This is a genomic window from Romboutsia sp. 13368, assembly GCF_018336475.1.
Taxonomy (GTDB): Bacteria; Bacillota; Clostridia; order Peptostreptococcales; family Peptostreptococcaceae; genus Romboutsia.
Map to the genome: position 1 here is coordinate 1702655 of NZ_CP048741.1, position 14731 is coordinate 1717385.

Annotated in this window: 13 protein-coding genes and 1 riboswitch; of the genes, 3 read left to right on the plus strand and 10 right to left on the minus strand. The window is 25.2% G+C overall.

What is annotated here, in order from left to right; translation table 11 throughout:
- Window positions 1-49 precede the first annotated feature (49 nt).
- From G3997_RS06915 to G3997_RS06950, 8 genes are all read right to left on the minus strand, one after another.
- A complete protein-coding gene (locus G3997_RS06915; RefSeq protein ID WP_296644785.1) occupies window positions 50-739 on the minus strand; it encodes an LrgB family protein in 690 nt (229 codons plus the stop codon).
- A gap of 2 nt (window positions 740-741) precedes the next feature.
- A complete protein-coding gene (locus tag G3997_RS06920) occupies window positions 742-1104 on the minus strand; it encodes a CidA/LrgA family protein (protein WP_296644788.1) in 363 nt (120 codons plus the stop codon).
- 75 nt (window positions 1105-1179) lie between these two features.
- On the minus strand, window positions 1180-2160 hold the full coding sequence (locus tag G3997_RS06925; RefSeq protein ID WP_296644790.1) for a WG repeat-containing protein: 981 nt from the start codon (window positions 2158-2160) through the stop codon (window positions 1180-1182).
- A gap of 91 nt (window positions 2161-2251) precedes the next feature.
- The gene (locus G3997_RS06930; RefSeq protein WP_296644792.1) at window positions 2252-3601 is read right to left on the minus strand and encodes a tetratricopeptide repeat protein; all 1350 of its coding nucleotides are present in this window, start codon (window positions 3599-3601) and stop codon (window positions 2252-2254) included.
- 162 nt (window positions 3602-3763) lie between these two features.
- Entirely contained in the window at window positions 3764-5254 is a 1491-nt protein-coding gene (locus G3997_RS06935) for a VanW family protein (protein ID WP_296644794.1), read from the minus strand.
- A gap of 79 nt (window positions 5255-5333) precedes the next feature.
- Window positions 5334-6695 (minus strand): UbiD family decarboxylase, encoded by a 1362-nt coding sequence (locus G3997_RS06940; protein WP_296644795.1) that lies wholly within the window; start codon window positions 6693-6695, stop codon window positions 5334-5336.
- A gap of 136 nt (window positions 6696-6831) precedes the next feature.
- Window positions 6832-7602: a PP2C family serine/threonine-protein phosphatase gene (locus G3997_RS06945; protein ID WP_296644797.1), complete on the minus strand. Its 771-nt coding sequence runs from the start codon at window positions 7600-7602 to the stop codon at window positions 6832-6834.
- Window positions 7603-7894: 292 nt separating this feature from the next.
- A complete protein-coding gene (locus G3997_RS06950) occupies window positions 7895-8176 on the minus strand; it encodes a hypothetical protein (protein WP_296644799.1) in 282 nt (93 codons plus the stop codon).
- A 194-nt stretch (window positions 8177-8370) separates the two neighbouring features.
- Here G3997_RS06950 and G3997_RS06955 point away from each other — a divergent pair, with 194 nt between their 5' ends.
- Window positions 8371-10134 (plus strand): peroxiredoxin, encoded by a 1764-nt coding sequence (locus G3997_RS06955; RefSeq protein ID WP_296644801.1) that lies wholly within the window; start codon window positions 8371-8373, stop codon window positions 10132-10134.
- A 52-nt stretch (window positions 10135-10186) separates the two neighbouring features.
- On the opposite strand, the gene G3997_RS06960 is transcribed toward G3997_RS06955, so the two are convergent.
- Entirely contained in the window at window positions 10187-10792 is a 606-nt protein-coding gene (locus tag G3997_RS06960; protein ID WP_334299830.1) for a ribonuclease H family protein, read from the minus strand.
- A 188-nt stretch (window positions 10793-10980) separates the two neighbouring features.
- A riboswitch (Lysine riboswitch) is annotated at window positions 10981-11153 on the plus strand.
- Window positions 11154-11285: 132 nt separating this feature from the next.
- On the opposite strand from G3997_RS06960, the gene nhaC reads away from it, so the two are divergent.
- Both nhaC and pdaA read left to right on the plus strand, forming a co-directional pair.
- Window positions 11286-12707, plus strand: a complete 1422-nt coding sequence (gene nhaC / locus G3997_RS06965; RefSeq protein ID WP_296644806.1) for a Na+/H+ antiporter NhaC — start codon at window positions 11286-11288, stop codon at window positions 12705-12707.
- Window positions 12708-12962: 255 nt separating this feature from the next.
- The gene (gene pdaA / locus G3997_RS06970; RefSeq protein ID WP_296644808.1) at window positions 12963-13796 is read left to right on the plus strand and encodes a delta-lactam-biosynthetic de-N-acetylase; all 834 of its coding nucleotides are present in this window, start codon (window positions 12963-12965) and stop codon (window positions 13794-13796) included.
- Window positions 13797-13836: 40 nt separating this feature from the next.
- Here pdaA and G3997_RS06975 read toward each other — a convergent pair whose 3' ends face one another.
- Window positions 13837-14337, minus strand: a complete 501-nt coding sequence (locus G3997_RS06975; protein ID WP_296644810.1) for a hypothetical protein — start codon at window positions 14335-14337, stop codon at window positions 13837-13839.
- Between the last annotated feature and the right edge of the window lie 394 nt (window positions 14338-14731).

Consider the following 14731-nt stretch of genomic DNA (forward strand, 5'->3'; position numbering starts at 1 on the left):
CTCACAGTTTTAGCTTTTATATTTATTTTATAATTTCATAAATTTTAATTTATAAAAATTTCATTAAAATTGGCACTAATATTACGGTAATTGTACCACATATACCTATAGCTAATCCACTCATTGCACCTTCAACTTCACCCATTTCTAATGCCTTAGTAGTACCTAATGCATGTGCTGAAGTTCCTAATGCTATTCCCTTGGCTACAGGATTTTTTATTTTACCAATTTTAAAAATAACTGGAGATATAATAGCACCTAAAATACCTGTTAATATTATTGAAACTACCGTAATTGCTTCTAGCCCATTTAAAGTTTTAGTTAATGAAATTCCCATTGGAGTTGTTATTGATTTTGGTATTAATGAATTTATTATATCAATATTAGCATTAGTAAAGTATCCAATTGCCTTTATAGATATAAATGATACTATCACACCACAACTTATTCCTATTAATATTTCTATAAAATATTTTTTTAATAAATCAAACTGCTTGTACAATGGTACTGCTAATACAATTGTAACTGGTCCTAAAAAGAAATTTATACTATCCGCTCCTAATTTATAACTTTCATAAGGAATTTTTGTTATTATTAAAAATAATATAATTCCAACTATAGCTATAAGTAGTGGATTAAATATAGGATTTTTAGTTTTTTTCTGTATATATATTCCTATATTAAAAAATATAATCGTAAGTACTATTCCAAAAATTTCTGTGTCAAATACATTATACATCCTTAATTCTCCTTAGTTTTTTTGTCTATCATTATATCAACTAGTTTCCCTGTTACATACATAACTATAATAGTACTTATAAGTATTGTAATAACTAGTACAAGTATATTATTTGCTATAAGATTTAGCGATTTAATTAAAGAAACACCTGCTGGTATAAAAAATATCGCCATATTATCTAAAAAGAAATTACTTACTTCACTTATACTTTCTATTTTTAAAATTTTAATTTTTAAAAGTACAAATAATAATATCATACCTATAATACTACCCGGTATAACAACTATATTTTGTATAAATGAACTAATATATTCTCCCACTGCCCATAAACCTAATATTATAGCTAACTGATTTAGTATTTTCATATTTGTCTCCTTTTAACGTCGTATAAAGTATAAAATTAAATAATTTTATATCATTAACTTTACCCTTATAATATATTAGTTTCTAAATTCTAAAAAAAGCCTTCCTTGTTTGTCTATATAATTACTATTATTGCCCTGAATTACTTGTGCATATCCGTCTTGAAAATCTGATATACTATCAAACATTGGAATTATATGTACTTTACCTAAAGTATTTAAAAAACCCCACATGCCACCTTTAGGATTGCTACTCCCTTTCCCTAAAGAGTCTGCTCCTATATTAAATCTAGCTAGACCTTCTTTAAAATTGCAAGCATAGTCAAATATAGGTTCTATTACTATTATTCCAGATTTATTTATATACCCCCATTTACCATCAACACATATCGCTGCTAACCCTTCAGAAAATGGTTTAGCACTATCATATATAAAATCTATAATAATATTTCCAAATTTATCAATATACCCCCACTTTTTATTTATCCTAACTGCAGCTAATCCTTCAGAAAAATCTGTAGCAATATCATATATATGTGATATTACAAATTCTCCAGACTTATTTATATATCCATATTTATTTTTATATTCAACCAATGCTCTTTCCTCGCAAAATAAATTAACATAAGTATAATTGGGATTTATAACTATATTTCCAGACTTATCTATATATCCCCACTTTTTATTCATTCTAATACCTGCTAAACCTTCCTTAAAGTTAGATGCACTTTCAAAAGCTGGATCTATAACTATATTTAGTGATTTATCTATATATCCACATCTACCATCTACACTTATTTTAGCTAATCCATCATTAAATTCTCCAGCACTATCTAAATGTAAAAATATTTGGGTATATCCACTTTTGTCTATATACCCAAATACCCATTTTGATGATTTATTTATTTTTTTTATATATATTATAACACAATATCCATCTTTAAATCTTTCTGATACATACTTAAATTTAGGTTTTATAACTATCTCCTTATTCTTATTTATAAAACCATATTTACCATCTTTAAGTATAGGAAGAAATAATTCTTTTTGTTTTACCATACTATACCTCCTACAACATAATAAGTATATTAAAATATTATTATTTTATAATTATTTTATAAGGTATAGTATTCATAATGTTATATATATATTATTTAGATAGTATTTCCTTAACTTTTGAGTTATTGTACATACTATCTGGAACTTCACTTCTCATTCCATAGAATGTCTTTTTAGCATTTTCTAAATCATTTGTATTATAATATAGCATTCCTAATTGATAAAATGCATCATCATAGTATTGGTCATTTTTATTATAAGTATTTATATACTTTTTATAATACTTTTTAGCTTCTTCATAGTCATCTATTTTTTCACTCAATAAAGCTACTTGGTATATAGATTCAGATATATACTTTTTAGTCTTACCATTTTCAACTATATTCTTAAAGTATGATATTGCCTCTTTATAATTCTTTTCTGACTTTAATTTGATTGCTTCATTATATAAATCAGATTCACTAGCAATTAACATTTCTTGATTTTTTGAACTATCTAAAACCTTATTTGTTTCATCTAGTTTTTGACTAGTTTCATTTAGCTTCTCATTAGTTTCACTTAATTCTTTATCAATTGTATTTATTGTTTCATTCTTCATTTCTAATTGAGCATTTAAAGTTTCAATCTTATTTTTACTATTTATATGATATGCTATTATTCCAAGGCCTAATGTTCCTATTATTATATATGGTAAAATATTTTTTTTATTTTTAGGTTTAGTTTCAATCTTTTCAGACTTTACATCCTTATTTTCTATTTTAGCCTCAAATAAAGCATTATCTTTATCAACTTCTTGTAACTTACTTAGGTAATATTCTTTCTTCTTTGAATTACCTATCTTATCATAAAGTAAAGCTAATATAACATAAGGTTCTATTAAGTCTGGATCTTCTTCTATAATATTGTTTAATATATGTATAGATTCTTGATTTAAATCTTCATTTATAAATCTAATTGAATGATTATATCTAGCTAAAAATACTTTAAATTCATCAGATGATAGTATATCTACATATTTTCTTGATAATTCATTATTACCATAGCACATAGCTGTATAAAAACTTTCAAATGACTTTGAAAAGTCACATTTTAAAAGTTTTAATAACCCTCTTAAATTTAGTATATCTACATCCTTAGGATTAATTTCTAATGCCTTCTCTATAATTTCAATAGCAGTAGTAATATAATTCTTAGAAGCTAAGTTTAGTGCTTCATTATAATTTTTAAAAGATTCTATCTTTAATTCTTTAGATGTATCTTCTAAGGAACTATTTAGTGTATTTTGTAAATTTAGTATCGTTTCTTCTTTATAATTTGTAGTAACATAACTTTGTTTTAATGCTTTTAATGTTTCATTACTTTCTTCTTCATCTATATTAAAAAATGTTAAGTCTGATTTTTCTTCTTCTATTAAAGATATATCTAAACTCTTTTTTTTCATCGTTTTTATATCATTTATTATACTTTTTCCTAAAATAACAATCTCCTCCATTCTATATAATTAAGATATCATATTTATTATTTTAAGTCAAAAGTATACATTTTTTACTATTTTACTGCATTTTTCTATATAATAATAAAATGACATACTTTACATATAATTTTAAGGATTTATCTGTTCTTGTTCTACAGTTTCTTGTTCTACTGGTGGTTGTACTAATGGATTTTGTTGATTAGACTCATCAGTAGTAGTATTTTCATTTTGAGAGGTATTATCTTCTTCAAAAATATTTTCATCTTCTGTTATAATCGGTTCTTCTTGTATCTGTTCCATAGTACCAACTGCTATAATTTCTTGCTTTTTAGGATAATAAGATACATACACTTTTTCTTTTTTTATTTCATTTCCATTACCATCTTTATATACTCTATATGTCGATACTGTATATCCATATCTACCTGACTCTAAGCGTTTTTCTTCTCCTTTAGGCAAAGTTGGGTCATCAACTTTTTTTATCGGTGCTTCTGATACATTATCTGTATTAGTTACTATTTCTATATTTTGTTTATCTTCTTTACTTCCATATATAGTACAAGTTAAAGTATTTCCATAAACAGAATTTTTTATATATACAGGATATTCTAAATTATTTTTAAATATAAAATCTATAGCTCCATCACTAACAGTAGCATCCCTTCCTTTTTGCACATAAGACGATGGAATTGAATGATTTTTTATAGATTCAATTTCTAGTCCTGCGTATAAAACAGCATTGTAAAGTGTTGTTGATACTTGACATACTCCACCACCTACACCTTCTTGAACTACACCTTGAACAATTACAGGGGCATTTTTATATCCATTGCTTATAGTTCTTTTCCCTGTATGTTCATTATAAGAAAAAGTCTCTCCTGGCATTAACAATACATTGCTTGTACTTTTTGCTGCTAATTCAATATTGTGACTTCTACCTGCAACAGATGAATCAAATTTAGTTGAATACTGTCCAATTATAGTTTCTATATTTTCTAAATTTTCTTCTCTAATATCTGGTTGTATATTTTCAACAACTAATTCTATAGTTGTACTTCCTTTTTCTAATTCTTTTATACTATTTAAAAAACTTTTATCTTCATCTAGTTTAACTCCAACTTCATCTTTTTGTATTTGTATATTAGAATTTTGTATATTTATACTTGCATTTTTCATAGGAACATTTATATCTTTTGACAATTCTTCTATATATAATTTAAGCTTTTCTTTATTATAGTTAACAGATAAATCTATTGTATTTTTTTTGCCTATTAAACTACTTATAGTTTGTTTTATATTTTCTATAAAAGTTCCTTTTCTATTTATGTCGTATGCATTTTCTACAGTTTGAGTTATATCATAACTAAAATTTATTTCATTAGGTTCTATTATAAATTGCTTATCATTATACCTAAACTCAACATTCTCTAATTTGTACAAATTTTCTAATTTTTTAATAGCTTGAGCTTTTGTTAAATTACCTATATTAATATTATTTACATATGTATCTTTACATATTTTATCACCATTTATAATTATACTTAAACTAAATATAGCTAAAAGAAAAATAACTAAAACGCTTCCTAAAAGTATGTATATTTTTTTATTAGTATTTTTCATTTTTTACTCTCCTTAAGACAACTTTAATTATTAAAAGCGTGCTATAAACACGCTTAATAATTTTTTATACCGTCACTATTTATTGAATATACTTTTTTATCATATTTATTATATATACTTCTTTTTTCTTGAATAAACCTTTGTTTACAACCTCATAATAATACAAATCTAAATCATTTTTTAATTCTTCTTCTAGATTAATTTTATTATCTATATATTTACTTACTTTATCTTTTGTTGTGCTAAAAATCTTCTTGTACTTATTTTGTTTTTCATCTAGTTTCTTCTCTAATATAAACCTAGCATTTTCTTCACTTATTGCAAATTGAATACTTCCATCTGATTTTACTCTAAAGTAACCATCACCATAGTTTGTTTTGTAATTTTTATTAGAATCATTATAAGAATATATTTTTTTAGTTTTAGCATCTATTAATACTTCATCTATTAAAGTATCGTATTCATATACTTCTGTATAATAGTATTTATCTTCTCCTACCATTTGTTGAAAAGAGCTTATAGATAAATTCTCTTTATTTTTTCCACTTTTTTTAGAAATTAAATTTATTATATCAGTAGATGTTAATGTGTACATATCTAAATTAGTTTGATACTGTTTTTCCAATTTTGATATAGTTTCATCATCTACATAATACTCTTTAATATACTCTATGTATTGTAATGCTTCTTCGTAGTTACCTTCTTTATTAGCTTCTTTTGACTTTTCTATATAGTRATTATACATAAGAGATATACACTCTTTTTTATTTTTATTAGCTAATTCATAGTACTTTTTATCTTCTTGTAAAACTTTATCATAAGATATAATAGCTTCATGATAATTTTTATCAGTTTGCTCTTTTAATGCAATATTATATAATTTTCTAGATTGGTTTATTTCTTCTATATTATTTTTATAAATATCTAATCTATCTGATATTCCATTTATAATAGATGCTGTATTTATATATGATATAGCATTTTCATACTTTACATTTTCTTCTTTATACATTTCATCTACTCTTTTAGATTGTTCTTCTATTTTTGTTAAATCAACGCTTATTCCCTCTATAGAATTGATTGTATTTATAAGGCCAACATATTGTTCCTTAGATATCTGTCCATTTATATAATTATCTCCACTATCAAGAAGTAACTTATTTATTTTTTTAGAAACAGCCTTATTAAATCTATTCATTTTAGATTTTGAGAATTCTTTTTCCCAACTTTCATAATTACTAAGCGCAATTGAATATTTCCTTTGTTCTATATTTTTAACTAAAATATTTGATTCTTTAGAAACACTTAATTCATCACTACTTACTAAAAATACTATAATTAATAATATTACACCTAATGCTGAAATTAGTGCTGTTATTATAAGCTTTTTCTTAGAATCTATAAAGTCTATTAACTTATCTAAATTTTCCTTAAGATTCATCAATTTTTTCCTTTCTTAAGTATAATAATCTATTTAATCTAAACATTTATTAAATTATAACATATATATTTATTATTAACCATATTTAGTAAGTAGTTATTTATATATATTGATGTGAGTTTATATTGATGTGAGTTTATATTATAAATACAATACTTATATCATCATATGTTATATTTTTACTTATATTATTTAAATAATTAGTATAGTTATTAAATAACTTAAATCTAGAAAAAACACTTTTATTATAACTTTGTATCGTTTTTTCTAGGCTATTAAATAATTCAATCTTATTTTCAAATGCATTAGAATATCCATCTGTAAATAATGCTATATTAATATTTTCATCATATTTTTTAAATATATAGTACATTATATGTTTGTATTCACCAACTCTACCTAAAGAATCAACMACATTATTACTTCTATTATTAATTATACACTTATATCCATCACTATTTTTAACAACGATATCTCCATCCCCCAACTTTAAACATAATATAAAATTTTCAGTTATCATTACTGATAGAAATGTTGTAGCATATTTTATATACTCTATTTTAAATACATTAGGATAATTTTTTTTATAGTGCTCTTCAACTAATTCTCTCCATCTACTATCTATTAGTCTTTGAATTTCATAGTTTTTTAAATTTTCTTCTATGTCTTCCTTTTTAACATTAAAATATTTACTAAGAACTTCTATAGATGCTTTGCATGCAAACTTAGCCCCATCTGAGCTATGTTTGAAAAAACTCGTACTATGCCCATCTGCCACTGAACATATAATATACTTATCTTCTTTTTTATAATCAATATAATCTTGAGATTTAGATCCTCTTATTAAGTTTTTATACCCTATTATACTATTTTTAAATATATCAAATTTCANNNNTTGCTTCTTCATCTCCAGCTTTTATTTTTAAAAGAAGTTCCATCATTTGATTATTTTTAARWATATCAAATTTCACTATATCATCACGCTCCCACCATTGTTATAATTATTTTTTATTATGCATGATTTAAAATTATAACGACTTCCTCAAAATTTATATAAATATTAAATCTTTTTATTACAACCTAGTCAACTTAATTCTAATTCTATTCCTAATGTATACTCATATTTTATTTATAGATTAATATATATCATATTTTATACATAATAAAAAAGACACAGCGTAACTCAATTTAGCTGTGTCTTAAGATATTTTTTTTCTAACTTTAGTTCTAGAATCTACTTGTTTAACATTCCTTGCTGTATTTCTTTTTATAGGTTTTTTTACCTTCTTTTTCGTAAATATTCTTTTACTATCAAATAAGATTAATCCTAATGTAAATCCTATCGTTAATATCCCAAATAAAAGTAAACAAAAATCAAAACTTATAAATATTCCCATAATTGCATTTAGCATAATCAGCGTAAATATTAAAGAAAAAGATACAATAGCTGACATAAAAAGTATTCTACCTACTTTTTTCATATTATCCACCCCATATAATAACAATTGTTAATATTAATCCTACTATTAAATATACCAAATTCAGTTAAATTTTTCAATTATTATTAATATTTTGAAGAAATTAATAATAAAATGCTAATTTTTGATATAGTCACATTACTCATTAGTTATTAATATAATAAAAATAGATAAATTTTATATAAGGGGTGATTTTTATGCTGAGTCTTCCTAGCTTAGGGTCAAAAGCGCCTGACTTTAAAGCAAATACAACAAATGGTCCTATAAAACTATCTGATTACAAAGGTAAGTGGATAGTTTTATTTTCCCACCCAGGTGATTTTACACCAATATGTACAACAGAATTTTTATGCTTTGCTAAATACTATGATGAATTCAAAAAAAGAAATACAGAAATTATAGGACTTAGTGTTGATAGTAATAGCTCTCATCTTGCTTGGATATATAATATATTCCAATTTACAGGAATAGAAATTCCATTTCCTATAATAGAAGATAGAGATATGTCTATAGCAAAACTTTATGGTATGATATCAGAACCTATGAGCAATACTTCTACAGTGAGATCAGTCTTTATTATAGATGATAAACAAGTACTAAGAACAATACTTTATTATCCTATGACTACAGGTAGAAATATACCTGAAATATTAAGAATAATAGAAGCTTTACAAACTAGTGATAGAGATAATATAGTTACACCTGCAAATTGGTTCCCTGGAATGCCAGTTATACTTCCATATCCAAAAACTTATAAAGAACTAAAAAATAAAGTCAAGAAATGTAGTAATAATGATAACTACTCTTGTATGGACTGGTATCTATGCTTTGTCCCAGATAAAAATTATAAAAAATTATCATATAAATCTAAAGTTAAGTCATCTGATTCTAATAATACTAGACCTGAAATTACTAATCCTGACTTTCAGCCTATAAATACTAACTATTGTCCTAATGTTAACCCTATAGTTATGGAATATGTATTAGGAAATCCACAAAATGTTGATGCTCAACTTTTAGATGCTGTAATCTATGCTTTTGTTGAAATAAATCCAGATGGTACTTTATATGTACCTTCACCTACCTACTTAAGACAGTTAGTACACTTAAAATTAGAAAAACCAGAACTACAAGTAATAGCAGCTATAGGTGGTTGGGGAACGGAAGGCTTTTCTGATGCAGCTGCAACTCCTAGCTCTAGATATAATTTTGCTAGAGAAGCTAGACAACTTATGAATCAATACGGACTAGATGGTATAGATATAGACTGGGAGTATCCAGGAAGTAGTGCATCCGGTATAAAATCAAGCCCTCAAGATAGAGAAAATTTCACTCTATTGATTACAGCATTAAGAGATGTGCTTGGTGATGATGCTTGGTTAAGTGTTGCTGGTATTGGTGACAATGCTTATATAAGAACTAGTGTTGAAATAGATAAAGTAGCACCACTTATAACTTATTTTAATCTGATGAGTTATGACTTTACAGCAGGAGAAACAGGCGAAAATGCTAGAAAACATCAAGCTAACCTTTATCCTTCTGATCTTTCATTGCCTGGATATAGCATTGATGGAATGGTAAATAATCTTATTAATGCTGGTATGCCACCAGAGAAAATATTGCTTGGAATACCTTTTTATGGTCGTTTAGGTGCTACTATAACTAAATCTTATGATGATCTTAGAAAAGATTATATAAATAAAAATGGTTATGAAGTTAGATTCGACAAGCAAGCTCAAGTCCCTTATCTTGTAAAAGATGGTAAATTTGCAATGTCCTATGATAATGCATTATCTATCTTTTTAAAAGGTCAATATGTTCTTAGAAATTGTCTTGGCGGAATTTTTTCATGGACATCAACTTATGACCAAGCAAATATTTTAGCTAAATCTATGAATGAAAGCATTTATGATCCAAATACATTAGAGGCTGAATTAGAACAAGTCTATGGTCAATTCTAACTACTTTAAATTAAATAACCTAATAAAAAAGTCTTGCTTTTTTGCAAGACTTTTATATCCCTATAGCAGCTTTCGCTAATTTATCTGCTTCTTCATTATATTTATCTCCGCTGTGTGCTTTAACTTTTATAAATTCTACATATAGTTTGTCTTTTATATTATCATAAAATCTTTTATATTCTATAGTTCCTTCTTTATTAGTTTTCCATGCATCTATACACCACTTTTCAATACCCTCATAATCAAAGTATAATTTTAAATGTTTTATATTATTATCTATACAATATTTCATTGCAGTTTTTGATGCTTCAATCTCACCCGCTACATTTCTCATACTTACTAGAGATTTGTCACTTCCTTTTAAGCTATATGTTTTTTCTACTATTCCATTTTTTAATATAACTACACCAGATCCATATTCTTTTATTGAATGTTCATAACTTCCATCAACATATGCTTCAACAAATTCTCCATTTTCTATATTTATATTTTTTGCTATTCCCATATATTCATTTGCTTCGTCTAAAGTTTGAAAACTTTTATATTCTGCTCCTGAAAAACCATTTACTTGTTTTTTACATTCATCCCATGTGTTATATATACCTACTTTATATCCTTTTCTCACTGCATAAAATTTTTTCTTACTCAAATTAATCACTCCTATTAAAATTTATATATACTAAATTTTACTATATTAAAAAATTCTCCGTTCTAAAARWWRSCYWAWYMWTATTATCATGGTATCTTTTTAAAGTTTATTTAAAATATTATTAAATTTTATTTAATTATACTTTCTATTTTTTTAATTACATGCTATAATGATTTACAAATAAATATCGAATATACCTAAATGATAGAGGTCGCATTATTAATCAGTAATTTTGTGGAGCTAAGCACGATGAAACAAAATGAAAGGTAATAATGCCGAAATGTATAAGTAATGCTTTAAGCTTATATGTTGGGGTTATATAAAATATATATAACACTGTCACATTAATTTGTGGAGGGCTATCTTTAGATTAAGTCAATTAAAACTATATTTTTAATATTTTTTTGATACTTAAGTCTAGGATACTCTTGTCCTAGACTTTTTTTATCCCTATTTTCTCATCAACAGGTTATATTCGAAATATAAACTGGAGGATATTTAAATGAAAAGAGAAAAAAAACAAGCATCTTTATTTGATGCAATTTTATGTTTAGGATTTTTAGTAATAGTACTTGTTACATCCTTAGTATTTTTAAAAAAATATGAGATATCTGCTCATATTCCACTTTTACTTGGAGCTATATTTAGTGCATGTGTTGCTATATTTAAATTAGGATATACATGGCAGGAATTAGAAGAAGGTATTTTATCAACAATAAATACAACAATGCCATCAATACTTATATTATTAATAGTAGGTGTATTAATAGGTACTTGGATTATATCAGGTATTGTTCCTAGTATGATATATTATGGACTTAATATTTTATCACCTAGTATTTTCTTAGTTGCAACAACTGTAATATGTTCAATAGTTTCCATTGCTACTGGTTCATCTTGGACTACTGCTGGAACTATAGGTATAGCACTTTTAGGTATAGGTAACGCTTTAAATATACCATCACCTATAATAGCTGGTGCAATTATATCTGGTGCATATTTTGGAGATAAAATGTCTCCATTATCAGATACTACTAATCTAGCTCCTGCTATGGCTGGAACTAATTTATTTGATCATATTAAACATATGTTATATACTACTACACCTGCGCTTATTATATCATTAGTACTTTACGGAATAATTGGATTTAAATATGCAGGTTCTAATATAGATACTGGGCAAATATCTCAAATACAAGATGCTTTAATAAGTAATTATAATACGTTATCACCATTACTTCTTTTAGTTCCAGTTTTAGTTATAGCTTTAGTTATATTAAAAGTACCTGCAATACCAGGTCTTATAATCGGTGTTTTATTAGGAGCTTTAGTTGCTATAGTATTTCAAGGTGCTTCATTAGCAGATGTATTTTTAGTTGCAAAAAGTGGATATGTATCTTCTACTGGCATGAAATTTGTAGATGAGCTTTTAACTCGTGGTGGACTTGATAGTATGCTATCTACAGTATCTCTTATGATTTGTGCTTTAACTACAGGCGGTATTTTAGAAAAAACAGGTATGCTAGAAGCATTAGCTAAGTTTATATTAAAGTTTGCAAAAGGTACTTTTGGACTTATATTTGCAACAATATTTACTGCTATAGGAACTAATTTAGCTGTAGCTGATCAATATCTAGCTATAGTTATACCAGGTAGTATGTATAAAGATGCATTCAAAAAACAAGGGTTAGCAGCTAAAAACTTATCTCGTGCCTTAGAAGATAGTGCAACTATTACATCACCTCTTATTCCATGGAATACATGTGGTGCATATATGTCAGCTACTTTAGGAGTTGGATGCTTTGCATTTTTACCATTTGCATTTTTCAACTTACTTTGTCCAATAATTTCACTAATATATGGAGCAACTGGCATAAGTATAGAAAAAATAAAAAATGAAGATACTACTGAATTAGTTTCATAACAAAACATTGCTTTTTAGCAATGTTTTTCTTTTTATATTAAGCAAATCTTTAATCACCAATCTAGTCATATGAATATTTTTTATTATATTTTAGATACTAAATATAAATGATATAGAAAGGAGAAAAATTAATTATGAAAAAATCCATTTTATTTGTACCAGCAATTATTTCTTTATCACTAACTGGATGTGCTATGAACTTTACWTATACTAGGTAGATAATTTTATACTTTCACTTATTAAAGAGGTGATTTTGTGAATCAGAAAAACTCAAGATCTAAACGTTATATTTTTATAGGGTTATTTTTAATTCTATGTACGGTATTAGTTAGTGGTAATTTATATTTGCTTAATAAGTCTAAAGCTAGAATATCTGATCCACAGGCATCAACATATGAATATAACTGGTATTTTAATCCAAGGAATGATGGAAAACAACCAGAACCTATTAAAGAAGCTTCATTTTTTAATAAGTATAATTCTTATTATGTTGGTGATCCAAATGAAAAGGTACTCTACCTTACATTTGACGCTGGATATGAAAATGGTACAACTGAGAGTATTTTAAATACTTTAAAAAAACATAATGTGAAAGCACATTTTTTTGTTGTTGAAAGTTATATAAAAAATAACCCTGAATTAGTAAAAAGAATGGTAAATGAAGGCCATTTAGTTTGTAACCATTCTAAAAGTCACGTATCTATGGCTCAAATTACTGATTTTGAAAAATTTAAATCAGAAATTATATCTGTAGAAAATGCTTACAAAGAATTAATTGGTAAGGATATGCCTAAATATTTCAGACCTCCTATGGGTAAGTTTAGTGAGCAATCATTAAAATATACTCAAGATTTAGGCTATAGCTCTATATTTTGGAGTTTTGCCTATGTAGACTGGTATAATGATAAACAACCTACTCATGAATATGCAAAAGATAAAATTTACACTAGAACACATCCTGGTGCTATAGTATTACTTCATCCAAATTCTAAAACTAATACAGAAATTTTAGATGAAGTTATTACTCACTGGAAAGAAGAAGGATATACTTTAAAAACATTTGATTATTTAACTAAAAATAAAAATTAATTTTCATAAAAAATATGCCTTATAAATTAAGGCATATTTTTTATGAATCTATAAATATATTTCTACCTCTAAAATCTGCTACCCAATAAGGCTTATATATGCTTTTTATTTCTAATACGTTAATTTCGATATTAACCTTATTAATACTATCAAATTTTAATTTATCAGTTAACTTTTTTATTATCTGTTCTTTTACCAAACTTACTAAATCATCTTCATTTATTTTATTTTTTCTTATACACGATTTTGAAACGTACTTTTTAGATGTAATAGGCATTTTATCTACAGATTCACTGTGACCATTATAAGTATTAACTAATATTGTAATATTTTCTTTTTGAGATTCACGTCTAAATAGATTATTGTTTTTATTCTTACTTATAACCTCATATTTTAAAACTTTAAATTCTATATATTCTAATTTTATATCTCCTATAACGTTATTAAACTGAAATACCTTACTAACTAATGGTAACTTATGTAGTATATCTTTTTTAGCTTCACTCCTTGTTTTACCTATATCTATAACTTCTACTCTCATATAACACCTACTTAGATAAATTTTATATCTTAGTAAATTATATTAAATTAACCCATTATTTCATGTATGTATATATAAAAAATACATATCATAAATAAGATATTTTTAATATGGAGTAAATAAAATGCCTGACTGTATATATCATTATATTTTTGCAAAAGATTGTTTAGATAACTTAAATAATAATGAATTAAAAAGTTCCTTATCTAAAAATATTAATGTAACTTATTGTGCTAATGATTTATTAAATGAAAATAATTCTATATGGGTATACCCATTTNNNNTTTCTAAAAATTTATCAAATATAAGTAGATTAATACACAATGAAAATATAAATTTATTTTTTGAAGAAATGATAAGTTACTCTGTAAATAATCCATATATAAAATATATA

Bases quoted from the DNA above. Each gene is read 5' to 3' on its own strand.
- G3997_RS06935 (WP_296644794.1), bottom strand. From the start codon at position 5,254: ATGAAAAATACTAATAAAAAAATATACATACTTTTAGGAAGCGTTTTA.
- nhaC (WP_296644806.1), top strand. From the start codon at position 11,286: ATGAAAAGAGAAAAAAAACAAGCATCTTTATTTGATGCAATTTTATGT.
- G3997_RS06925 (WP_296644790.1), bottom strand. From the start codon at position 2,160: ATGGTAAAACAAAAAGAATTATTTCTTCCTATACTTAAAGATGGTAAA.
- G3997_RS06975 (WP_296644810.1), bottom strand. From the start codon at position 14,337: ATGAGAGTAGAAGTTATAGATATAGGTAAAACAAGGAGTGAAGCTAAA.
- G3997_RS06915 (WP_296644785.1), bottom strand. From the start codon at position 739: ATGTATAATGTATTTGACACAGAAATTTTTGGAATAGTACTTACGATT.
- G3997_RS06955 (WP_296644801.1), top strand. From the start codon at position 8,371: ATGCTGAGTCTTCCTAGCTTAGGGTCAAAAGCGCCTGACTTTAAAGCA.
- G3997_RS06920 (WP_296644788.1), bottom strand. From the start codon at position 1,104: ATGAAAATACTAAATCAGTTAGCTATAATATTAGGTTTATGGGCAGTG.
- G3997_RS06930 (WP_296644792.1), bottom strand. From the start codon at position 3,601: ATGAAAAAAAAGAGTTTAGATATATCTTTAATAGAAGAAGAAAAATCA.
- G3997_RS06950 (WP_296644799.1), bottom strand. From the start codon at position 8,176: ATGAAAAAAGTAGGTAGAATACTTTTTATGTCAGCTATTGTATCTTTT.